Source organism: Variovorax sp. GW460-12-1-14-LB1, from assembly GCF_059423605.1.
This window is the reverse complement of the sequence record NZ_JBWKYF010000073.1, coordinates 12684-33200: the sequence shown is the minus strand read 5'-3', so window position 1 is coordinate 33200 and position 20517 is coordinate 12684. Positions and strand designations below refer to the sequence as shown.

The following is a 20517-nucleotide window of genomic DNA, read 5'->3' as shown; positions in this document are numbered from 1 at the left end:
TGGCAAAGGGGCTGGCTGCAAGGCGCCCGTGCGCAGCAAGGCTGAAGCCTTGCAAGCGCGGGCAACGCCGCAGACGGCCCCTTTGCCAGCCAACCCGAAGGGAAGGTCTGCCAAGGCGGGCCACTCGGCGTTGCGCTCCTTGCGTGTGCGCATGCACACGCGGCGTCACGCGCCTTGATTGACCCGCCGTGGCAGACCTTCGCGACGCCAGAAATAGGGTGAACAGGCCCTAGGCCAGGAAGTCTTCGATCAGCTGCGCCACGCGCTGCGGCTGGTCGTGGTGCAGCATGTGGCCCGCGTCGTCGAGCTGCTCGATGCGCACCGAGGGCACGGACTTCAAGCGCTCGTGGAATTCGGCGAGCGTGTAGCGGGCCTTCCACCAACCGTGCAGGCTGTCGTCAGAGGCCTCGACCATCAGCGTCGGTGCGGTGATGCGCGCATAGAGCGCGAGGGTTTCGTCGACGCGGAAGATGTTGGCGTTGACGATCTTGTGCGCGGCCTCGCCGAGGATCTGCCAGCGCGTGCTGCCGTCGGGCTGGGCCTGCGGCGCCGACCAGTGGCCGGCCAGCCAGTCCGCCTTGTCCTGCGTGAGGCGCGGGTTGGTCTTCATGAGGCGGCGCGCCACGCCGTCCACCGCCGAATAGCCCGCGAGCGCTTTCTCGCCGCGGTGCAGGCCCTTGAGCTCGTCGATCCACTGGCCGTAGCGCGCGGGCGCCTCGGCGGGCTGGCGCGCGGGCATGCCGAAGCCTTCGAGGTTGACGAGGCGGCGGATGCGCGCCGGGCGCACGCCCGCGTAGTGCATGGCGACGTTGCCGCCCATGCTGTGGCCCACGAGGTCGACCGGGCGGGCATCGTCGCCTTCGCCGGCGTAGTGGTCGAGCAGCCATTCGAGGTCGGCCAGGTAGTCGGGCAGCCAGTAGTTGTCGACGCCACCGCCGTCGGTGAGGCCGAAGCCGCGCCAGTCGGGGGCGATGATGAAGCGGTCGTCCTTCAGCGCATCGACCACGAACTGCCAGGAGGCCGCCACGTCCATCCAGCCATGCACCAGCACCAGCGGCGGGCGCTCGCTTGACGGTTGCCCCCAGAGGCGGACGTGGTAGTTCAGGTTGCGCACGGGCACGAATTCGCTGCGCGAGGGGCGGAGGGCTTGGTACATATGGCGCTCGATGATACGGAGAGGCCGCGCCGCGCGCAGTCCGCCACAGGACAGGGCGGCGCTCGGTTTCTCGGGGCCGGGGCAGCGCCTGCCGCGCGGGCGCGCTAGCATTCCGCGCATGAAAAAGATTCCACTCGGTCAGAGCGACCTCCACGTCACCCCGATCTGCCTCGGCACCATGACTTTCGGCGAGCAGGTCGACGAGCCCACCGCCCACGCCGTCCTGAACCGCTCGCTCGAGCGCGGCGTCGATTTCATCGACACGGCCGAGATGTATGCGGTGCCGGCGAGCAAGGAAACCTGCGGCGCCACCGAAACCATCATCGGGAACTGGTTTGCCGCCAACCCCGGCACGCGCCAGAAGATCACGCTGGCCACCAAGGTGGCCGGCCCCTCGCGCGGCATGCCCTGGGTGCGCGAAGGCACGGGCATGACGGCGGCCGACATCGAGGCCTCGTGCCACGGCAGCCTGCGCCGCCTGCAGACCGACGTGATCGACCTGTACCAGATCCACTGGCCCGAGCGCCACGTGCCGGTGTTCGGCAACATCCACTACAACCCCGAGAAGGAAACCTCGCAGACGCCGATCCACGACCAGCTCGAGGCGCTGGGCAAGCTGGTGAAGGCGGGCAAGGTGCGCACCATCGGCCTGTCGAACGAGACGCCCTACGGCGTGCACGAGTTCGTGCGGCTGGCCGAGCAGCACGGGCTGCCGCGCGTGGTGTCGGTGCAGAACGTCTACAACCTCGTGAGCCGCGCACACGAGAACGCGCTCGACGAAACCATGCACCGGCTCGGCGTGTCGCTGCTGGCGTACTCGCCGCTGGCCTTCGGCCTGCTGACGGGCAAGTACGACCAGAGCGGCATCGAAGGCCCCGATGCGCCCAAGGGCGCGCGCATCTCGAGCTACGAATCGGTGCGCAAGCAGCGCTGGGGCAAGCCCGACGCGCTGCGCGCGGCGCGGCGCTACAACCAGCTCGCGCGCGACCACGGCCTGAGCCCGACGCAGCTCGCGCTGGCCTTCTGCTACACCAAGTGGCAGGTGGCGAGCACGATCATCGGCGTGACCTCGGTGGCGCAGCTCGACGAAGACCTGGACGCCTACGGCACGACGCTGTCGGCCGAGGTGCTGGCCGAGATCGACAAGATCCGCCTGGACATCCGCGACCCCGCCGCCTGACCTGAGCAAGTGAGCAAGAAAGCCCACGTTTCCGAGACGCCCGCCACCCAGCTGCTGCGGGCGAACAAGGTCGCCTTCACCGAGCACCCCTACGAGTACCTGGAGCACGGCGGCGCCCAGCACAGCGCGCAGGTGCTGGGCTTCGACCCGTTCACCGTGGTCAAGACGCTGGTGATGCAGGACCAGGACGCCAGGCCGCTGATCGTGCTGATGCACGGCAACCGCACGGTGTCGACCAAGAACCTCGCGCGGCAGATCGGCGCCAAGTCGGTCGAGCCCTGCAAGCCCGAGGTGGCGCAGCGCCACAGCGGCTACCTGGTGGGCGGCACCTCGCCCTTCGGCACGCGGCGCGAGATGCCGGTCTACATCGAGTCGAGCGTGCTCGAATTGCCCAAGATCGCGATCAACGGCGGGCGGCGCGGCTACCTCGTGGGCATCGATCCGCAGGTGTGCGTGACGCTCCTGGGCGCCAAGCCCGTGCAGTGCGCGCTGGCAGAATAGCCGGCGTTTGCCTTTTTCCCGCCGGGCATGCAGGCCGGCGGCGCACAACAACAATCCGTTCCCCGGAGACCGCCTTGAGTTTCGATCTGCCTTCCCTCCTTGCCATCGTGGCGTCGTACCTGATCGGTTCGCTGTCGTTTGCGGTCATCGTGAGCAAGTCGCTCGGCATGGCCGATCCGCGCAGCTACGGCAGCGGCAACCCCGGCGCCACCAACGTGCTGCGCTCGGGCAACAAGGGCGCCGCGCTGGCCACCTTGCTGCTCGACGCGGCGAAGGGCTGGCTGCCGGTGTTCCTGATCCGCCAGTTCGGCGCGCAGTGGGGGCTGGGCGAGGGCGTGGCGGCGCTGGCGGGCCTGGCGGCCTTCCTGGGCCACCTGTACCCGGTGTTCTTCGGCTTCCAGGGCGGCAAGGGCGTGGCCACGGCCGCCGGCGTGCTGGTGGGCATCGCACCCTGGCTGGGGCTGGCCACGGGCGCGACCTGGCTGATCATCGCGATCTTCTTCCGCTATTCGTCGCTGTCGTCGCTGGTGGCGGCGCTCTTCGCACCGGCCTACTACCTGCTGGGTGGAAACATTGCGTGGCCACTCGACCGCACGGTGCTGATTGCGGTCATCATCATGAGTCTGCTGCTGATCTGGCGGCACCGCGAAAACATCCGCCGGCTCGCGGCCGGCACGGAGTCGAAACTCGGCTCGAAGAAAAAGGCTTGAACTCACCATGGCATCCATCACCCGCTTCCACGTCGGCCCGCGTCTGTCCGAGACCGCGGTGCACAACGGCACCATCTACCTCGCGGGCCAGGTGCCCGACGACACCACGCAGGACATCCGCGGCCAGACCGCCCAGGTGCTCGGCATGGTCGACCGCCTGCTGGCCGAGGCCGGCAGCGACAAGTCGCGCATCCTCATGACGCAGATCTTCCTGGCCGACATCGGCGACATCGGCGCCATGAACGAGGTGTGGGACGCGTGGATTCCGGCCGGCAACACGCCGCCGCGCGCGACCGTGGAGGCCAAGATGGCCAACGCGGCTTACAAGATCGAGATCGTCGTCACGGCCGCGCAGGCCTGAGGCCGGATCGGGAGCGGTCTCAGTACCGCTTCTCGAGAATCATCTCGTCGGCATCGCGCCGCATCGAGAAGCGGTTGAGAAAGCTGTTGCCCAGCAAGACGAAGGGCATGGGTTGCTGCGAGACGATGGCGTCGATGTCGTAGACCTCGACGTCGCCCACGCGCACGCTCTGCAGCCGCAGCCTGTAGCCCGCAGCGTTGCCGTTGGCCGTGCGCATCTGCACCAGCTGCCCCTTGCTGTAATCGAGCCCGATGCGCTGGGCATCGACCGCCGACAGCGCGATGGTGGTCGCACCGGTATCGAGCATGAAGGTGACGGCGCGGCCGTTGATCTGGCCCTGCGTCATGTAGTGGCCCCGGCTGTCGGCCTGCAGCACGATGCGGTTGCCGCCGCTGCCAGCGACGCCGCCCCGGCCGATGCTCACGGGCGAATCCATGCGCAGCGAGAAGCGCTTGCCCGCCGATTCGACCACCGCCTGGTCGGCCTGCAGCGACACCAGCTTGACGCCCTGGAAGGTCTCCCCGACCGCCACGGTCTTGGGCGGCGCGCCGTTCACGATGAGGATGGCGCGGCTGCCGATGGAGCCGGTCAGCGTGACCGAGTCGGCGGCGTGCGCCGCCATGGCCGCGGCCGCCCACAGCGCCGCGACGAGGAGCGCCTTCATGCGCGGGTCAGTCGCGGAAATTGTTGAAGGACAGCGGCATGTCGGGCACGTCCTTCTTGATGAGGGCCATGGCGGCCTGCAGGTCGTCGCGCTTGGCGCCGGTGATGCGCACGGCGTCGCCCTGGATCGCGGCCTGCACCTTGAGCTTGCTGTCCTTGACGATGCGGGTGATCTTCTTGGCCTGCTCGGTCTCGATGCCGTTCTTGATCTTGATGACCTGCTTGACCTTGTCGCCGCCCATCTTCTGGACGTCGCCCTTGTCGAGAAAGCGCACATCGACGTTGCGCTTGGTGAGCTTGTTGCGAAGGATGTCCTCGACCTGCACGAGCTGGAACTCGGCGTCGCCGATCATGGTGATCTCCTTGTCCTTGAGCTCGACGGCGGCGGCGGTGCCCTTGAAATCGAAGCGCGTGCCGATTTCCTTGGCGGTGTTTTCGACCGCATTCTTCACTTCGGGCAGATTGGGCTCGCAGACGGTATCGAAAGACGGCATAGGCTCTCCTGGACGCACGGGTACTGAATGCGACAATTCTCCCATGATCGTGGAGTCCAATGTCCCGCTGCAGCCCTACAACAGCTTCGGCATCGTCGCGCGCGCGCAGCACCTGGCGCGCATCGCCAGCGAGGCCGACCTGGCCGCGCTGCACGCCGACCCCGCCTGGCGCGACGAACCCCGTTTCGTGCTCGGCGGCGGCAGCAACATCGTGCTCACGGGCGACGTCAAGCCGCTGGTGCTGAAGGTCGAGATCAAGGGCCGGCGGCTGGTCGAAGAGACGCCGCGCGCCTGGATCGTCGAGGCCGGCGCCGGCGAAACCTGGCACGACACCGTCGAATGGATGGTGCGCAGCGGCTACCCGGGGCTGGAAAACCTGGCGCTCATTCCCGGCACGGTGGGCGGCGCGCCGGTGCAGAACATCGGCGCCTACGGCGTCGAGCTGCAGGACCGCTTCGACTCGCTCGACGCCTTCGACCTCGAAACCGGCCGCGCCTTCACGCTCGACGCGGCGCAGTGCGCCTTCGGCTACCGCGATTCGGTCTTCAAGCACGTGCGCAGCGGCCCGAACGATTTCGGCCTGGCGGGCCGCGCGGTCATCACGCGGGTGCGCTTCCGGCTGCCCAAGCCCTGGAGGCCGGTGGTCGGCTACCTCGACCTCGAGCGCAAGATGGAAGAAACCGGCAATTTCACGCCCAGCGCGGTCGACATCTTCGAGTGGATCTGCGCCATCCGCCGCGCCAAATTGCCCGACTGGCGCGTGCTGGGCAACGCCGGCAGCTTCTTCAAGAACCCGACGGTCACGCCCGAGCAGTGCGCCGACATCATCGCGCGCGACCCCAAGATCGTGCATTACCCGATGGACGACGGCAGCATCAAGCTCGCGGCCGGCTGGCTCATCGACGCCTGCGGCTGGAAGGGCAAGTCGGTGGGCAACGCCGGTGTGTACGAAAAGCAGGCGCTGGTGCTGGTCAACCGCGGCGGCTCGGCCAACCCGGTGACCGGCGGCGAGGTGATGACGCTGGCCAAGGCGATCCAGACCAGCGTGTACGAGCGCTTCGGCATCCGATTGGAGCCGGAGCCGGTGGTGGTCTGACGCGGTGGATCTCGACTTCCTGCACCTGAACTACCGCCGGCGCATCGCCGTGCCGTGCTGGGCTGGGCGCAGCTTGCCGTCATCGTGGCGGGCATCGCCTCGGTGTTCCTGGTGCGGGCGGGCTGGTGGGGGTCGGTGCTGCTGATCCTCGCGGCCCTCTTATTCGCGGGGCTCCTGAGCCAGATCGAACTCAGCCTGCGCCGCCAGTTCATCCGCGAGGCCCGGCTGCCGCCGTTCCTGATCGGCAAGCTCCGCGCGGCGCACCCGCAACTGAGCCGACGCGACGCCGAGTTGGTGCTGCGCGGGCTGCGGCAGTTCTTCATGGCGTACCTGCGCAGCAACCTCAAGTTCGTCGCCATGCCCTCGCGGGTGGTCGACACGGCCTGGCACGAGTTCATCTTGCACACGCAGGGCTACCAGACCTGGTGCCAGGCGGCCTTCGGGCGCCTGCTGCACCACAGCCCGGCCGAGGTACTGGGCCAGGACGCGCGGCGCAACGACGGCCTGCGCCGCACCTGGTACTGGGCCTGCAAGGAAGAAAGCATCGACCCGCGCAATCCGGCGCGACTGCCGCTGCTGTTTGCGCTGGACATCAAGTTTGCGATTGCGGACGGCTTTCACTACATCCCCGATTGCCGGGCGGTCGAGCGAGAAATCGGCTCTGACGCGCACTGCGGCTCGAGCTTCGGCGATTCGTCGTCCGACAGCGGCAGCTCGGGCGATGCCGGGGGCTTCGGCGGCAGCGAGTCGAGCGGGGGCGGCGATGGCGGCTCCAGCGACGGCGGTGGCGCGTCCGATGGGGGCGGTGGATGCGGTGGCGGGTGCGGAGGAGGCGGCGACTGACGCCGGGTGCACCTTCCAAAGAAAAACGGGCCCCGAGGGGCCCGTTGTCATTGCTGCCCTTGCGGTTGGCAAGGGCAGCGAAGGGATCGATCAGCTCGCGTCGCCGTCGTTCGCCAGCTTCGGCAGCGAGGCGCCTTCGCCCGACGACAGCAGGCCGACCTGCGTGTAGATGGCGAGCTTTTCGCGCGTGTCGACGATGTCGAGGTTGCGCATCGTGAGCTGGCCGATGCGGTCCAGCGGCGTGAACGCGCCTTCGACCTTTTCCATGCTCAGGCGCTCGGGCTTGTACGTGAGGTTGGCCGATTCGGTGTTCAGGATCGAGTAATCGTTGCCGCGGCGCAGCTCGACCGTCACTTCGCCGGTGATGGCGCGCGCCACCCAGCGCTGTGCCGTTTCGCGCAGCATGATGGCCTGCGGGTCGAACCAGCGGCCCTGGTACAGCAGGCGGCCCAGGCGGCGGCCGTTGTCGCGGTACTGCTCGATGGTGTCTTCGTTGTGGATGCCGGTGACCAGGCGCTCGTAGGCGATGAACAGCAGCGCCAGGCCGGGGGCCTCGTAGATGCCGCGGCTCTTGGCCTCGATGATGCGGTTCTCGATCTGATCGCTCATACCCAGGCCGTGGCGTCCGCCGATGCGGTTGGCTTCGAGGATCAGCTCGACCAGGTTCGTGTAGCGCACGCCGTTCAGCGCGACGGGCACGCCTTCCTCGAAGCGCACCGACACGGTTTCGCGCTTGACTTCGACTTCGTCCTTCCAGAAGGCCACGCCCATGATGGGCTGCACGATCTGCATGCCGCTGTTCAGGTGCTCGAGGTCTTTGGCCTCGTGCGTGGCGCCCAGCATGTTCGAGTCGGTCGAGTAGGCCTTCTCGGACGACATCTTGTAGGCGAAGCCGGCCTTTTGCATGAACGCCGACATTTCGGCGCGGCCGCCCAGCTCGTCGATGAAGACCTGGTCGAGCCAGGGCTTGTAGATCTTCAGCGCGGGGTTGGTGAGCAGGCCGTAGCGGTAGAAGCGCTCGATGTCGTTGCCCTTGTAGGTGCTGCCGTCGCCCCAGATGTGGACGTCGTCTTCCTTCATGGCCGACACCAGCATGGTGCCCGTCACCGCGCGGCCCAGCGGCGTGGTGTTGAAGTAGGTCACGCCGGCGGTGGTCACGTGGAAGGCGCCGGCCTGCAAGGCGGCGATGCCTTCGTTGGCCAGCTGCGCGCGGCAGTCGATCAGGCGGGCGTTCTCGGCGCCGTAGAGCATCGCCTTGCGCGGGATCTCGTCGTAGTCGGGCTCGTCGGGCTGGCCGAGGTTGGCGGTGTAGGCGTAGGGGACGGCGCCCTTGAGCTTCATCCAGTGCAGCGCTGCGCTGGTGTCCAGGCCGCCGGAGAAGGCGATGCCGACCTTCTGGCCGGCGGGAACGTTTTGGAGAATGGTCGACATGTCAGGGGTTCCGTTTCAACCGAAGTGGCAGATGTAGCTGTAGGGCTCGCCGCTCACGCGGATCTGGAAACTCGAATTGCCCGGGATGCTGAACTTCTGGCCGGGGCCCGAGGCGATCCATTCGCTGGTGCCCGCGAGCTGGTATTCGCAGCTGCCGCCGGTGCCTTCCATGATTTCAGGCGCGCCGGTGTTGAAGGTGAGGGTGGAGGGCAGGACCACGCCGACCGATTTCTTGGTGCCGTCCGCCAGGGTGAGGTTGTGGCTCACGCACTTGCCGTCGAAATACACATTGGCCTTGGTGGCCACTGCGGCGCTGTTGATGGTGTCGGTAGTCGTCGTCATTGGATGGATGGCGCCGGCGCCTGCGCGTTCGGCGGATCGAGGGACGCGCCGCGGCAGCAGCACCCCCGGGGTTGGAGAAGCCCTCGATTTTAGGGGCTCGGGAGAGCCGGCCCGCCGTGGGGGAAACTCAGTAGCGCCAGCCGTGGCGATGGCCGCCCCATCCGCGATAGCCACGGTAGTAGCCGCCACCGCCCCAGCCGCGCGAATAGCCCAGGTTCAGCGAGATGCCGACCGGCGGGTAGGCGTAGGGCTGCGCATACGGGTAGGTGTAGGCGGGCTGCACGTAGACGGGCGGGGCGTACACCGGGGCCGGCTGCACGTAGACCGGCGCGGGCGCGTTGGACACCACCACGCCGGGTTCGGGCACGACGCTGTCCCAGGGGGAGTTGGCGCCTTGCTGGTACTGCCCCTGTTGCGGGTACGGCTGGTACTGCTCCTGGTACTGCGGGCTGTTGTTGGCCTCGACCGGGTAGGGCTGCAACTGCGACTGGGGCTGGACCGGCGCGGTGGTCACGCCCGACGTGGTCACCCCGTAGCCGCTGGCCTGGATCGGGATGGTGGCGCCCGGCCGGCTGGTGGTGCGGGTCGTGTACTGGCGGCTCTGGTATTCGTAGGTGACGTTGTAGCTGACGTCGCTGCCGGTCGTTTCGCGGATCGGCGTGGCGGAAATCACGCGCGCCTGGACCACTTGCTGGGCCTGCACGACGCTGGCGCCCGTGGCCAGCAGGCCGGCCGCCGACAGCCCCGTGAGGATGCGAAAAACGTGTCTGTTCATGGTGTTCTCTCCTGCAGATCGGGGTTGGAGGCCGGCAGGCGGGACGGGGTTCCGGGGTTTACACGGCGTTCACAGCCCAGCTATCGGCATCGAAACCAGTCGTTACGCCCGTTTTCGGGCCCCAATCGACCACCGGCCGCTTGATCAAGCTGGGGTTGCCGAGCAGCACGGGGCGGGCCGAGGCGGCGTCGACCACCGCGTCGCGCGTGGCCTCGTCCAGCTTGCGCCAGGTGGTGCCCTTGCGGTTGACCAGTGCCTCCCAGCCGGGGGCCTGGAGCCAGCGGTCGAGTTCGGCCTCGGGCACGCCCTGTTTCTTGAAATCGTGGAAGGCGTAGGCCACGCCATGGTCGTCGAGCCAGGCGCGGGCGCGCTTGACGGTGTCGCAGTTCGGAATGCCGTATAGGGTTGTCATGGCCGCCATGATGCCGCGAGCGGCGGGTCGGCGACAATGCCGGCCTCCATGGAAACCCTGAACGACTGGCTCGCGCGCGCCGAGCACCTTCATCCCGACAAGATCGAACTCGGGCTCGATCGCGCCAAAGAAATGGCGCAGCGTCTGGGCCTGCGTTTCGACTGCCCCGTCATCACGGTGGCGGGCACCAATGGCAAGGGCTCGACCTGCGCCATGCTCGAATCGATCCTCACGCACGCGGGCTACCGCACGGCCGTGTTCACCTCGCCGCACCTGGTGCGCTTCGAGGAACGGCTGCGGCTCAAGGGCGAAGCGGTCGATGCTTCCAAACTGATAGCAAGCTTCGAGGTGGTGGAGAAGGCCCGCGGCGACATGGCCCTGACCTACTTCGAGTTCACCACGCTCGGCATCCTGCATTGCATGATCCAGGAGAAGCCCGACGTGGCGATCCTCGAGGTCGGCCTGGGCGGCCGGCTCGACGCGGTGAACATCATCGACGCCGACTGCGCGGTCATCACCAGCATCGACCTGGACCACATGGAGTACCTCGGCCCCGACCGCGAAAGCATCGGCTTCGAGAAGGCCGGCATCCTGCGCGCCGGCAAGCCCGCCATCGTGAGCGACCCGGTGCCGCCGCAAAGCGTGATCGACCACGCGAACGCCATCGGCGCCGACCTGTGGCGCTTCGGGCACGACTTCAACGTCTCGGGCGACAAGCAGCAGTGGGGCTGGTCGGGCCGGGGACGGCGCTACAGCGGGCTGGCCTACCCGGCGCTGCGCGGCGCCAACCAGCTGCTCAACGCGGCGGGCGTGCTCGCGGCGCTCGAGGCGCTGCGCCCGCAGCTGCCGATCACGGCGCAGGCGGTGCGCAATGGGCTCGCGATGGTCGAGCTGCCGGGCCGCTTCCAGATCGTGCCGGGCGAGCCCACGCTGGTGCTCGACGTGGCGCACAACGCCCACGCCGTCGCGGCGCTGGCCGAGAACCTCGACGCCATGGGTTTTTCGCCCACCACGCACGGCGTGTTCGGCGTCATGGCCGACAAGGACCTCGCGCCCATCCTGGCGCGCATCGGGCCGCTGATCGACCGCTGGTACTTCACCGACCTGCCCACGCCGCGCGCCGCCAAGGCCGCCGATCTGCTGGCCGCGTGGCAGGCCCAGAACACGCGCAAAGACGCCTCGGGCAGCGTGCACGCGAGCCCGATGGACGCCCTGCGCGCGGCCATCGAGCAGGCAGGTGCCACTGATAGAATCGTGGTCTTCGGATCGTTCTTCACCGTGGGTGGCGTCCTCGAAAACGGCACCCCCCGGCTGCAAGCCAAACACCTGCTGCCAGGCGGCTGATCGTCGGGCTGTCCACACCCATCCGGCACCATCGGGCACCACCTCGCTGCACTCCTCCAGGGATCGAACTTCATGGCGTTTTTCAAGTTCCGCGCGCGCGGCCCACAAGGCAACGAAGGACGCAACGCCCCCGCGGCGGTGCCGGCGGAAAGTGTCGAATCCATGCGCCGGCGTGCGCGCCATCGGCTGCTCGGCGCAGCGGTGCTGGTGCTGGTCGGCGTGATCGGCTTTCCGCTGCTGTTCGACACCCAACCGCGCCCCGTGCCGGTCGATATCCCGATCGAGATTCCCGACCGCAACAAGGCCAAGCCGCTGCCCGTGCCCGCCACGCCGGCACCCGCGACGAGCAGCGCGCCTTCGACGTCGTCCGACGGCAGCTCCCGCGTGGCGGCAGCCTCGTCGGCCGGCGGCATGATCACCGAGACCGCCGACGGCACCGTGATCGAACCGGGCGCGACCGTGCCCGCGACGCCGGCGGCACCCAAGCCCGCCGTGGAGCCGAAGAAGCCCGAACCCAAACCGGAACCCAAACCCGAGCCGAAGCCCGAACCCAAACCGGAGCCCAAGCCGGAGCCGAAAAAGCCCGAACCGAAGCCCGAGGCCAAGCCGAAGCCGGAACCCGCCAAGCCCGCCGCGAACGCCGACGACGGCGCCCGCGCCCGCGCGCTGCTCGAAGGCAAGCCGCCCGCCGCCGCGCCCAAGCCGGCCGCCGACGACAACGGCCGCTTCGTCGTGCAGGTCGGCGCCTTCGCCGATGCCGACAAGGCGCGCGAAGTGCGCCAGAAGCTCGAGCGCGCCGGCCTCAAGACCTACGTACACGTCGCCAAGACGACCGACGGCGAGCGCACGCGTGTGCGTGTCGGGCCGTTCGCCTCGCGTGCCGAGGCCGAGAAGGCCGCGGACCGGGTCAAGGGCTTGTCTTTGGCCGCAGCCATCCTCACGTTGTAAGCACCGCCGTCGCCCGCTGCCTGTAGTTCATTGCCGTGGCCCTGCTCGACTGGATCGCCATCGCGCTCATCGTGCTGTCGATGCTGTTCGGGCTGGTGCGCGGCCTGGTGTTCGAAGTGATTTCGCTGATCGGCTGGGTGGCCGCCTTCATCGTGGCCCAGTGGGTGGCCTCCGACGTGGCGGCCTGGCTGCCGTTCGGCGACCCGCAGGCCACCTGGCGCTACCCGCTGGCCTTCGTGCTGGTGTTCGTGGCGGTGGCGTTCGGCGTGGGGCTGGCGGCAGCCCTCACGCGCAAGCTGATCGCCGCGGTCGGCCTGCGGCCGGTGGACCGGATTTTGGGAGCAGCGTTCGGCGCGGCACGGGGGGCGGTGGCCCTGCTCGTGCTGGCGGTCGTTGTTCATTTGCTGGCGTTGAGCGACAGTGCCTGGTGGCACGAATCGCGCAGCGCCATTGTTCTCGATGCGGCATTGCAGGGCCTCAAACCCTCGCTGCCTGAAAAGTTGGCAAGCTACCTGCCCTGAGAGGAATCGTTCATGTGTGGAATCGTCGGCGTTGTCAGCAACGCACCCGTCAACCAGCTGCTCTATGACGCGCTGCTGCTGCTGCAGCACCGCGGCCAGGACGCGGCCGGCATCGTGACCTTGCTGGAACGCAAGTTCTTCATGCACAAGGCCAAGGGCATGGTGCGCGACGTGTTCCGCACCCGCAACATGCGCGCGCTGCCGGGCAACGTGGGCCTGGGCCAGGTGCGCTACCCGACCGCGGGCAACGCCTACAGCGAGGAAGAGGCGCAGCCCTTCTACGTGAACGCGCCCTTCGGCATCGTGCTGGTGCACAACGGCAACCTGACCAACGCGCACGCCCTGCGCGCCGAGCTGTTCTCCACCGACCACCGCCACACCAACACCGAGAGCGACTCCGAAGTGCTGCTCAACGTGCTGGCCCACGAAGTCGAGCGCTCCTCGCGCGGCGTGCCGCTGCACCCGGCCGAGGTGTTCGCCGCTGTCAAGAATGTCTACAAGCGCCTGCGCGGCTCCTACGCCGTGGTCTCGCTGATCGCCGGCCACGGCCTGCTGGCCTTCCGCGACCCCTACGGCATCCGTCCGCTGTGCATGGGCCGCAGCGCCGACGGCACCGTCATGGTGGCCAGCGAATCGGTCGCGCTCGAAGGCTCGGGCCACGTGTTCGAACGCAATATCGAGCCGGGCGAAGCCGTGTTCATCGACCTCGAAGGCAACGTGCACTCGATGCAGTGCGCCGAGGGCGCGTCGCTCAACCCGTGCATCTTCGAGTTCGTGTACCTCGCACGTCCCGACTCGGTGCTCGATGGCATCTCGGTGTACCAGGCACGCCTGAACCTGGGCGAAACGCTGGCCAAGCGCGTGGTCTCGACCGTGCCGCCGAACCAGATCGACGTGATCATCCCGATTCCCGAATCGAGCCGCCCGAGCGCCACGCAGCTCGCGCACCTCCTGGGTATTCCGTACCGCGAAGGCTTCGTGAAGAACCGCTACGTGGGCCGCACCTTCATCATGCCGGGGCAGGGCGTTCGCAAGAAGTCGGTGCGCCAGAAGCTCAACGTGATCGGCAGCGAATTCAAGGGCCGCAACGTGCTGCTGGTCGACGACTCCATCGTGCGCGGCACCACCAGCCGCGAGATCGTGCAGATGGCGCGCGACGCCGGCGCGCGCAAGGTCTACCTGGCCAGCGCCGCACCGCCGGTGCGCTACCCGAACGTCTACGGCATCGACATGCCGACCAAGGACGAACTCGTGGCGCACGACCGCACCGTCGAGGAAATCCGCGAACTCATCGGCTGCGACGCGCTGATCTACCAGGACGTCGACGCCATGAAGCGCGCCATCGGCTCGCTCAATCCGAAGCTCGCCGGTTTTGACGCCTCGTGCTTCGACGGCGTGTACGTGACCGGCGACATCGACACCGCCGCCATCTCGCGCATGAACGGCAACCGTCCGCGCATCGAGGAAAACGAAGAAGACGCTTCGCGCCTCGCCCTGCCGAACCCCAGCGAGTAAGAGAAAGAAGAGAGGGCCGACGTGAGCCAAGACGAACGCACCTTGCCACCCGGCCTGCACCGCGACACCCTCGCGCTGCGCACCGGCCTGGCGCCCAGCCAGCACGGCGAGCACTCGGAGGCCCTGTTCCTCACGAGCGGCTTCGTGCAGCCCGACGCCGAGACCTCGGCCCGCCGCTTCGCCGGCACCGAGGCCGGCTTCACCTACTCGCGCACCTCGAACCCGACGGTCGCCAGCTTCGAGCAGCGCCTGGCCGCACTCGAAGGCACCGAGGCCGCCATCGGCGCCTCGACCGGCATGGGCGCGATCCTCATGATGTGCATGGGCCTGCTCAAGGCCGGCGACCACGTGATCTGCTCGCGCTCGGTGTTCGGCTCCACGCTGAACCTGTTCGGCAAGGAGTTCGCCAAGTTCGGCGTCGAGACCACCTTTGTCTCGCAGACCGACGTGGCCGAGTGGCGCGCCGCGCTCAAGCCCAACACCAAGCTGCTGTTTGCCGAGACGCCGACCAACCCGCTGACGGAAGTCTGCGACATCCAGGCCCTGGCCGACCTGGCCCATGGCGTGGGCGCGCTGCTCGCGGTCGACAACTGCTTCTGCACGCCGATCCTGCAGCGCCCGGCCGAACTGGGCGCCGACCTCATCATCCATTCGGGCACCAAGTACCTCGACGGCCAGGGCCGTGTGATGGCTGGCGCGATCTGCGGTCCGTCGAAGCTCATCGTCGATGTCTTCGGCCCCGTGGTGCGCACCGCCGGCATGGCGCTGTCGCCATTCAATGCGTGGGTCGTGCTCAAGGGCATGGAAACGCTCGGCATTCGCATGAAGGCGCAATGCGCGAATGCGCTGGCCGTGGCGCAGTGGCTCGAGCAGCAGCCCGGCATTGCGCGCGTGTACTACCCCGGTCTTGCCTCGCATGGACAGCACGAACTCGCGATGCGCCAGCAGTCGGGGCAGGGCGGGGCGGTGGTGTCGTTCGACGTGGTCGGCGACACGCCCGACGCCGCGCGCGCCAACGCCTTCCACGTGATCAACAGCACGCGCGTCGTGAGCATCGCCACCAACCTCGGCGACACCAAGACCATCATCACGCACCCCGGCACGACCTCGCACGGCCGCCTCACCGAAGTGCAGCGCCAGGCCGCGGGCATCAGCCAGGGGTTGATCCGCCTCGCGGTCGGCCTCGAGTACATCGACGACATCACGGCCGATCTTTCGCGCGGCCTGAGCACCCTGACCTCCTGATTTTTCATTTCATGACCGGCAAAGTTCGCACCCGCATCGCACCGTCTCCCACCGGCTTCCTGCACCTTGGCACGGCGCGCACCGCACTCTATTCGTGGGCCTATGCGCGCCACCACGGCGGCGAGTTCGTGCTGCGCATCGAGGACACCGACGTGGCCCGCTCCACGCAGGATTCGACCGACCAGATCCTCGCGTCGATGCACTGGCTCGGCCTCGACTACGACGAAGGCCCGATCTATCAGATGCAGCGCCTCGAGCGTTACCGCGAAGTCATCGCGCAGATGCTCGCGGCCGGAACCGCCTACCACTGCTACTGCACGCCGGCCGAACTCGACGAGATGCGCGAAGCCCAACGCGCGCGCGGCGAGAAGACGCTGTACGACCGCCGCTGGCGCCCGGCGCCCGGCAAGGTGCTGCCGCCCGTGCCCGAAGGCGTGCCGCCCGTGGTGCGCTTCTGCAATCCGCCCGAAGGCGATGTGACGTGGAACGACCTCGTCAAGGGCGAGATCACCATCAACAACCGCGAGATCGATGACCTGATCATCCTGCGTCCTGATGGTGTGCCGACCTACAACTTCGCGGTGGTGGTCGACGACTGGGACATGGCCATCACGCACGTGTTCCGCGGTGACGAGCACATCAACAACACGCCGTGGCAGATCAACATCTTCCGCGCGCTCGGCGCACCGCTGCCGCAGTTCGGCCACGTGCCCGTGATTCTCGGCGACGACGGGCAGAAGCTTTCGAAGCGCCGCGGCGCCGTGAGCGTCACGGCCTACGAGGACAACGGCTACCTGCCCGAAGCCATGCTCAACTACCTTGCGCGCCTGGGCTGGAGCCACGGCGACGACGAGCTCTTCACGCGCGAGCAGATGGTGAGCTGGTTCGACGGATCGCACCTGTCGAAGAGCCCCGCGCAGTGGGACGCGGCCAAGCTCGCATGGGTGAATGCGCAGTACATCAAGGCCAAGAGCGGCGAGGAGCTCGCGCCGCTTGTTGCAGCGCAGTTGCAAAAGCGCGGCATCGTCGCCGACGCACGTTTGCCTGCGATCTGCGCGCTCTTCAAGGACCGTTGCGATACGACTGTGGCGCTCGCAGGTTGGGCTGCGGCGTTCTATTCGGACATCGAAGTGAGCGATGCGGACCGCGCGCAGCACATCACCGATGCAGTGAAGCCCGCGATCGCAACACTCGTTGAAAAATTGATGACGGTCGCCTGGGAGAGGGCCGAAATCGCAGTTATGATCAAGGAAGTCCTCGCGACACACGCGCTGAAAATGCCCGTGTTAGCGATGCCAGTACGAGTGCTTGTGATGGGAACATCGCAGACACCGTCCCTCGATTCAGTGCTCGAAATTTTTTCCCGCGAAAAAGTTATCGAGCGATTGAAAAAGGCCTGAAAAATCGGGCTATAATTCGAGGCTCGACACCCACACGGGGGTATAGCTCAGCTGGGAGAGCGCTTGCATGGCATGCAAGAGGTCATCGGTTCGATCCCGTTTACCTCCACCATCAAAGTGTCGAGTAGGTTAGAGATGCTGATCGCAGCACGTCCAAGGTTTTGACCCTATCGTCTAGAGGCCTAGGACACCACCCTTTCACGGTGGCTACCGGGGTTCGAATCCCCGTAGGGTCGCCAGTTTCACTTCGGTGAAGTCGGCACGAGTCGTCAACACTCGGTTCCGCAAGGAACGAACGTTGTCTACCAGGAGTGGTAGTTCAGTTGGTTAGAATACCGGCCTGTCACGCCGGGGGTCGCGGGTTCGAGTCCCGTCCACTCCGCCAAACACAAGCCCCAGTAGCAGTTCTGCTACTGGGGCTTTTTGTTTTGCTCCGGGGCTTGGGCGCGGATTGGCATTTGTTCCAGGGATTCCGGCTAACCCCACCACTACCAGCTGGCAGCGTGACATTTGGGAACGTTCTTCACCGTGGCGATGTACGCGGCGCCGTAAGGCCAGGCGTTGGTTGTGCATCAGGGCTATTTCTCGCCCTCCAGGAGATGAAATGACTTTCCCTCGAGCCACTCTCAAGCTGGGTTTCGCAGGTCTCGTTGCTGCCGCAGCCTTGTTCACCGCCGCATCGGCCAGTGCAGCCACCAGCTGGTCCATTGGCGTCAACCTGCCTGGCGTGGTCGTGAGCGAGCCCGCACCGGTCTATTACGAGCCGGCGCCTGTCTATTCGAGGCCCGCCCCGACCTACTACCAGCCCGCGCAGCCGGTCTACTCCGCCCCGGCACCTGTCTACTACGAGCCTGAATCCCGTTGGGAAGAGCGCCGCGCGCAACGCTGGGAGGAACGCCGCGCAGAGCGCCGTGAATGGCGCCGCCGTCAATGGGAGCGCGAGCAGCACCGTCGCTACTACGAGGATCGCGACTGACATCGGGAACGTCGATCCCTGCGAATCAGCTGGGCCTGGCATCAGTGATCTGCTGCCAGGCCCAGCTCGCACGCACGCGCGGTTGACCTGAGCGCAGCACGTTTCCGGAGCGCAGCCACGCGCTCCCGGCGGTTGCCTGCGAGCCCTGCGCATCCGCAGGGCCGACAGGACTTTCCCCGAGCCATCGACGCATGAAGTCCGGGCATACTCGCGCGCCCTCCAGATTTCCAACAACAACGCCTAGAAGAACTTCATGTCAGGACACGGCTTTCACGTGCATGGTCCGCACGATCACGAACTCGAACATGCCGCCTCCGGCGGTCACGACCGCGGCCATGACGGTGCCGCCTCCTCAGGCAAGGGCATGAGCACGACCGGAAAGATCGCCGTGAGCACCGCAGCCATTGCGACGGCGGGCGCGATCTTCGCGTACATGGGCGGGGCCACGCAGGCCAACGCCGGCCTCTACAAGAACAACGCGGCCATCAAGAAGACCGAGGCTTCGAACCAGTGGAACTACTTCCAGTCGAAGAGCACCAAGCAGGCGCTGGCGGAGTTCGCACGCGACACCGCCACCGACGACGGCCGCCGCCAGGGCTGGCAGGTGAAGGTCACTCGCTACGAGCAGGAGAAGACCGAGATCCAGGCCGCCGCCAAGAAGCTGGAGGACGAGGCCAGCCGCTGGGACGCGCAGTCCGAGACCCAGATGCACCAGCACCACCGCTGGGCGCAGGCCACCACCGTGCTGCAGGTCTCCATTGCGCTGGCGGCCATTGCGCTGCTCACGCGGAAGAAATGGCTGGAGCGCGCCATGTACGGCGTGGCCGTCGCGGGCGTCGCGATCGGCGCGCTGGCCGCGCTGCATATCTAGGATGGGGCGGGGCGGTTCACCAGTGCGTGAATCCCGCGCAGGTCCAACCGCTCCAGCAGATCGACAAGCAGGGCCATGAAAGGCGCGTAGGCGGCTTGGTCGGCGTGGCGTTCGATCCAGTGCTCGATGTCCGTGACGCGGCCCTGCAGCGCCAGGCTGGCGAGTTCGTCCAGTGCACGATCCTCCGGCATGGCATGTCGGGGCATCGCGGGCGCCGGTGATGGCTCGCCAGGCGCGGTCTCCCGCTGCGCGACGACGGGCCAGTCCGCGTCGGGTGCATCGACCGGCACCGACAGCGCGAAGGAGAACGTCGCACCCTGACCGGCCACGCTGGCCACGCCCAGCGTTCCGCCCATGGCCGAGACGATGCGCTGCGCGATGAACAGGCCCAAGCCCGTGCTGCCGCTCGCGGGGTGCATCTGCTGGAAGGCGCCGAAGATGTCGATGTTCCGGCTCATGTCGATGCCGATCCCGGTGTCACTGACCGCGAAGCTCAAGACACAGGCGCGCCCCTCGGGCCGGGCCGTGACCGACAAGGTCACCACACCGTCGCGCGTGAACTTGGCTGCGTTGGACAGCAGGTTCAGCAGCACCTGCTGCATGCGCTTTCCGTCCAGGCCGATCTCTCGGGGCATTCGCTCGGAAGGGCGGTAGCGAAAGCGGTTGTTCCGCTGCGCGCACAGGGCGACGGCGTAGTCGGAAATATCGTCCAGCAGGCGCGGCAGGTCGGTGGTGACGGGGTGGACCGTCAGCGGTTGCAGTTCTGCCTTGGCGTATTCCAGCAGTTCGTCGATCAGGTGGAGCTGGTACTTGACGCTGCGCTGGATGGTCAGCAGGTGCTTGCGCTGCGTGTCGTGCGCATCGGCGAGCAGGAGAGACGCGTACCCGCCGATCGTCGCAAGCGGTGCGCGCAAGTCGTGGCCGATGTAGCCCAGGATCTCGACTTTCTGATGGGACTTGGCCTCGATGTGGGCGAGGGCCGCGCGCAGATCGGCATGCAAGGCGGCGGCGTGCATGTTGCCGAACGCGAGCGCGTAACCGATGTGGGTCAACTTCAAGCCGAAGGCCAGCAGGGTCTGGAAATTGCCCGACGCCAGAAAATCCTGTGGCACGGGAAAGAAGGGAGTGCCGACCAGGCGTGCACCATGAACCAGCAGCGCCAGCAAGGCGACGACGACCACTTCAGGGTTGCTGTTTCCCCCGCGCCCGCGACCCATCGTGCACAGCGCCTGAAGGGTCATCAGGGCGATCGCCGACTGGGCCGCGCCGTACACGTAGACACGCGCCGAGGTGTCGTACCTGACATAGGAGAAGCAGGCCAGCAATGCCACTTCCACCGCCAGTACCCCTGCCATCCAGGGCAGCCACGTGCGGCGCCGGTCGAAGAACAGGCAGATGCCTGCATAGAACAGGACCGAACTCAGTGTCGTGAGGAAATTCCCGAGGAGGATGGAGAAGAAGTCCGGGATTCTGTCGCGCAGGATGAGCAGCAAAGCGCCGATCCCGAACACAAGGAAGCCGACGCCCCAGACCAGCAGATAGCGCGCGCGTCCCTTCGCCCACAGCGCCAGCATGCCGGCGGCAAGGACAAACTCCGCCAGCGCCGTGAAGAACGCAGCAGTTCCCAGATTCAGGTTCATTTGGACTTCGATCGACGCTTGGCGATGCGCGTCGCTCCGAGGGGAGTCCGATTCTGCGGAGGATCTCGTCAGCCGCCTTTGCCTGGCGGTGCG

The 20517-nt window shown here is 67.2% G+C and carries 22 protein-coding genes and 3 tRNA genes; 17 read left to right on the top strand and 8 right to left on the bottom strand.

The features are described from left to right. Positions 1–229: 229 nt before the first annotated feature. On the bottom strand, positions 230–1156 hold the full coding sequence (locus AC07Y4_RS27185; RefSeq protein WP_495275386.1) for an alpha/beta fold hydrolase: 927 nt from the start codon (positions 1154–1156) through the stop codon (positions 230–232). 118 nt (positions 1157–1274) lie between these two features. Between AC07Y4_RS27185 and AC07Y4_RS27180 the strand changes: the two genes are divergently transcribed. The 4 genes from AC07Y4_RS27180 to AC07Y4_RS27165 all read left to right on the top strand — a co-directional run bounded on the left by AC07Y4_RS27180 (position 1275) and on the right by AC07Y4_RS27165 (position 3908). Then, complete coding sequence (locus AC07Y4_RS27180; RefSeq protein WP_062469984.1) at positions 1275–2336, top strand: aldo/keto reductase; 1062 nt, start codon at positions 1275–1277, stop codon at positions 2334–2336. A gap of 9 nt (positions 2337–2345) precedes the next feature. After that, complete coding sequence (locus AC07Y4_RS27175) at positions 2346–2837, top strand: aminoacyl-tRNA deacylase (protein WP_492741736.1); 492 nt, start codon at positions 2346–2348, stop codon at positions 2835–2837. Positions 2838–2911: 74 nt separating this feature from the next. Then, positions 2912–3547 (top strand): glycerol-3-phosphate 1-O-acyltransferase PlsY, encoded by a 636-nt coding sequence (plsY, locus tag AC07Y4_RS27170; protein ID WP_495275385.1) that lies wholly within the window; start codon positions 2912–2914, stop codon positions 3545–3547. A gap of 7 nt (positions 3548–3554) precedes the next feature. Then, positions 3555–3908, top strand: coding sequence for a RidA family protein (locus tag AC07Y4_RS27165; protein ID WP_070062404.1), 354 nt, complete (start codon positions 3555–3557; stop codon positions 3906–3908). A 19-nt stretch (positions 3909–3927) separates the two neighbouring features. Here AC07Y4_RS27165 and AC07Y4_RS27160 read toward each other — a convergent pair whose 3' ends face one another. Then, positions 3928–4572 carry a retropepsin-like aspartic protease family protein gene (locus tag AC07Y4_RS27160; RefSeq protein ID WP_495275384.1) on the bottom strand — a complete coding sequence of 215 codons (645 nt, stop codon included), beginning with the start codon at positions 4570–4572 and terminating at the stop codon, positions 3928–3930. A gap of 7 nt (positions 4573–4579) precedes the next feature. Next, positions 4580–5065 (bottom strand): YajQ family cyclic di-GMP-binding protein, encoded by a 486-nt coding sequence (locus AC07Y4_RS27155; protein WP_495275383.1) that lies wholly within the window; start codon positions 5063–5065, stop codon positions 4580–4582. 43 nt (positions 5066–5108) lie between these two features. Here AC07Y4_RS27155 and murB point away from each other — a divergent pair, with 43 nt between their 5' ends. Together murB and AC07Y4_RS27145 are read left to right on the top strand one after the other, a co-directional pair. After that, positions 5109–6161, top strand: coding sequence for a UDP-N-acetylmuramate dehydrogenase (murB, locus tag AC07Y4_RS27150; RefSeq protein WP_495275382.1), 1053 nt, complete (start codon positions 5109–5111; stop codon positions 6159–6161). Between the two features lie 54 nt (positions 6162–6215). After that, positions 6216–7004 carry a glycine-rich domain-containing protein gene (locus tag AC07Y4_RS27145; protein ID WP_495275381.1) on the top strand — a complete coding sequence of 263 codons (789 nt, stop codon included), beginning with the start codon at positions 6216–6218 and terminating at the stop codon, positions 7002–7004. Between the two features lie 90 nt (positions 7005–7094). On the opposite strand, the gene argG is transcribed toward AC07Y4_RS27145, so the two are convergent. The 4 genes from argG to AC07Y4_RS27125 form a co-directional block, all read right to left on the bottom strand. Next, on the bottom strand, positions 7095–8435 hold the full coding sequence (gene argG / locus AC07Y4_RS27140; RefSeq protein WP_062469963.1) for an argininosuccinate synthase: 1341 nt from the start codon (positions 8433–8435) through the stop codon (positions 7095–7097). A gap of 15 nt (positions 8436–8450) precedes the next feature. Beyond that, positions 8451–8777, bottom strand: a complete 327-nt coding sequence (gene ppnP / locus AC07Y4_RS27135) for a pyrimidine/purine nucleoside phosphorylase (RefSeq protein ID WP_062469962.1) — start codon at positions 8775–8777, stop codon at positions 8451–8453. 127 nt (positions 8778–8904) lie between these two features. Continuing rightward, on the bottom strand, positions 8905–9552 hold the full coding sequence (locus AC07Y4_RS27130) for a hypothetical protein (RefSeq protein ID WP_495275380.1): 648 nt from the start codon (positions 9550–9552) through the stop codon (positions 8905–8907). 58 nt (positions 9553–9610) lie between these two features. After that, the gene (locus AC07Y4_RS27125) at positions 9611–9964 is read right to left on the bottom strand and encodes an ArsC family reductase (RefSeq protein ID WP_062469960.1); all 354 of its coding nucleotides are present in this window, start codon (positions 9962–9964) and stop codon (positions 9611–9613) included. 36 nt (positions 9965–10000) lie between these two features. Here AC07Y4_RS27125 and folC point away from each other — a divergent pair, with 36 nt between their 5' ends. The 11 genes from folC (at position 10001) to AC07Y4_RS27070 (ending at position 18784) form a co-directional block, all read left to right on the top strand. Further along, complete coding sequence (folC, locus tag AC07Y4_RS27120; RefSeq protein ID WP_095950847.1) at positions 10001–11308, top strand: bifunctional tetrahydrofolate synthase/dihydrofolate synthase; 1308 nt, start codon at positions 10001–10003, stop codon at positions 11306–11308. A 72-nt stretch (positions 11309–11380) separates the two neighbouring features. Then, on the top strand, positions 11381–12256 hold the full coding sequence (locus tag AC07Y4_RS27115; RefSeq protein ID WP_495275379.1) for an SPOR domain-containing protein: 876 nt from the start codon (positions 11381–11383) through the stop codon (positions 12254–12256). A 35-nt stretch (positions 12257–12291) separates the two neighbouring features. Next, positions 12292–12777 carry a CvpA family protein gene (locus tag AC07Y4_RS27110; protein ID WP_070062414.1) on the top strand — a complete coding sequence of 162 codons (486 nt, stop codon included), beginning with the start codon at positions 12292–12294 and terminating at the stop codon, positions 12775–12777. Between the two features lie 12 nt (positions 12778–12789). Next, the gene (purF, locus tag AC07Y4_RS27105) at positions 12790–14292 is read left to right on the top strand and encodes an amidophosphoribosyltransferase (protein ID WP_070062415.1); all 1503 of its coding nucleotides are present in this window, start codon (positions 12790–12792) and stop codon (positions 14290–14292) included. Between the two features lie 21 nt (positions 14293–14313). Then, entirely contained in the window at positions 14314–15537 is a 1224-nt protein-coding gene (locus AC07Y4_RS27100; RefSeq protein WP_070062416.1) for an O-succinylhomoserine sulfhydrylase, read from the top strand. A gap of 11 nt (positions 15538–15548) precedes the next feature. Further along, entirely contained in the window at positions 15549–16937 is a 1389-nt protein-coding gene (gene gltX / locus AC07Y4_RS27095; protein WP_495275378.1) for a glutamate--tRNA ligase, read from the top strand. 36 nt (positions 16938–16973) lie between these two features. After that, positions 16974–17049 (top strand) — tRNA-Ala (locus AC07Y4_RS27090). 51 nt (positions 17050–17100) lie between these two features. After that, positions 17101–17176, top strand: a tRNA-Glu gene (locus AC07Y4_RS27085). A 69-nt stretch (positions 17177–17245) separates the two neighbouring features. After that, positions 17246–17322 (top strand) — tRNA-Asp (locus tag AC07Y4_RS27080). Positions 17323–17541: 219 nt separating this feature from the next. Then, positions 17542–17913, top strand: a complete 372-nt coding sequence (locus AC07Y4_RS27075) for a hypothetical protein (protein WP_070062418.1) — start codon at positions 17542–17544, stop codon at positions 17911–17913. A 253-nt stretch (positions 17914–18166) separates the two neighbouring features. After that, positions 18167–18784, top strand: a complete 618-nt coding sequence (locus AC07Y4_RS27070; protein ID WP_495275377.1) for a DUF4337 domain-containing protein — start codon at positions 18167–18169, stop codon at positions 18782–18784. Here AC07Y4_RS27070 and AC07Y4_RS27065 read toward each other — a convergent pair. Beyond that, the gene (locus AC07Y4_RS27065; protein WP_495275376.1) at positions 18781–20424 is read right to left on the bottom strand and encodes an ATP-binding protein; all 1644 of its coding nucleotides are present in this window, start codon (positions 20422–20424) and stop codon (positions 18781–18783) included. The two genes, AC07Y4_RS27070 and AC07Y4_RS27065, sit on opposite strands and share 4 nt — an antisense overlap. Between the last annotated feature and the right edge of the window lie 93 nt (positions 20425–20517).

What these genes read in the sequence shown, in the direction of transcription:
- AC07Y4_RS27185 (WP_495275386.1), bottom strand. Translation starts at nt 1,156, where the DNA reads ATGTACCAAGCCCTCCGCCCCTCGCGCAGCGAATTCGTGCCCGTGCGC.
- AC07Y4_RS27180 (WP_062469984.1), top strand. Translation starts at nt 1,275, where the DNA reads ATGAAAAAGATTCCACTCGGTCAGAGCGACCTCCACGTCACCCCGATC.
- AC07Y4_RS27165 (WP_070062404.1), top strand. Translation starts at nt 3,555, where the DNA reads ATGGCATCCATCACCCGCTTCCACGTCGGCCCGCGTCTGTCCGAGACC.
- AC07Y4_RS27160 (WP_495275384.1), bottom strand. Translation starts at nt 4,572, where the DNA reads ATGAAGGCGCTCCTCGTCGCGGCGCTGTGGGCGGCCGCGGCCATGGCG.
- AC07Y4_RS27155 (WP_495275383.1), bottom strand. Translation starts at nt 5,065, where the DNA reads ATGCCGTCTTTCGATACCGTCTGCGAGCCCAATCTGCCCGAAGTGAAG.
- murB (WP_495275382.1), top strand. Translation starts at nt 5,109, where the DNA reads ATGATCGTGGAGTCCAATGTCCCGCTGCAGCCCTACAACAGCTTCGGC.
- argG (WP_062469963.1), bottom strand. Translation starts at nt 8,435, where the DNA reads ATGTCGACCATTCTCCAAAACGTTCCCGCCGGCCAGAAGGTCGGCATC.
- ppnP (WP_062469962.1), bottom strand. Translation starts at nt 8,777, where the DNA reads ATGACGACGACTACCGACACCATCAACAGCGCCGCAGTGGCCACCAAG.
- AC07Y4_RS27130 (WP_495275380.1), bottom strand. Translation starts at nt 9,552, where the DNA reads ATGAACAGACACGTTTTTCGCATCCTCACGGGGCTGTCGGCGGCCGGC.
- AC07Y4_RS27125 (WP_062469960.1), bottom strand. Translation starts at nt 9,964, where the DNA reads ATGACAACCCTATACGGCATTCCGAACTGCGACACCGTCAAGCGCGCC.
- folC (WP_095950847.1), top strand. Translation starts at nt 10,001, where the DNA reads ATGCCGGCCTCCATGGAAACCCTGAACGACTGGCTCGCGCGCGCCGAG.
- AC07Y4_RS27115 (WP_495275379.1), top strand. Translation starts at nt 11,381, where the DNA reads ATGGCGTTTTTCAAGTTCCGCGCGCGCGGCCCACAAGGCAACGAAGGA.
- purF (WP_070062415.1), top strand. Translation starts at nt 12,790, where the DNA reads ATGTGTGGAATCGTCGGCGTTGTCAGCAACGCACCCGTCAACCAGCTG.
- gltX (WP_495275378.1), top strand. Translation starts at nt 15,549, where the DNA reads ATGACCGGCAAAGTTCGCACCCGCATCGCACCGTCTCCCACCGGCTTC.
- AC07Y4_RS27075 (WP_070062418.1), top strand. Translation starts at nt 17,542, where the DNA reads ATGACTTTCCCTCGAGCCACTCTCAAGCTGGGTTTCGCAGGTCTCGTT.
- AC07Y4_RS27070 (WP_495275377.1), top strand. Translation starts at nt 18,167, where the DNA reads ATGTCAGGACACGGCTTTCACGTGCATGGTCCGCACGATCACGAACTC.
- AC07Y4_RS27065 (WP_495275376.1), bottom strand. Translation starts at nt 20,424, where the DNA reads ATGAACCTGAATCTGGGAACTGCTGCGTTCTTCACGGCGCTGGCGGAG.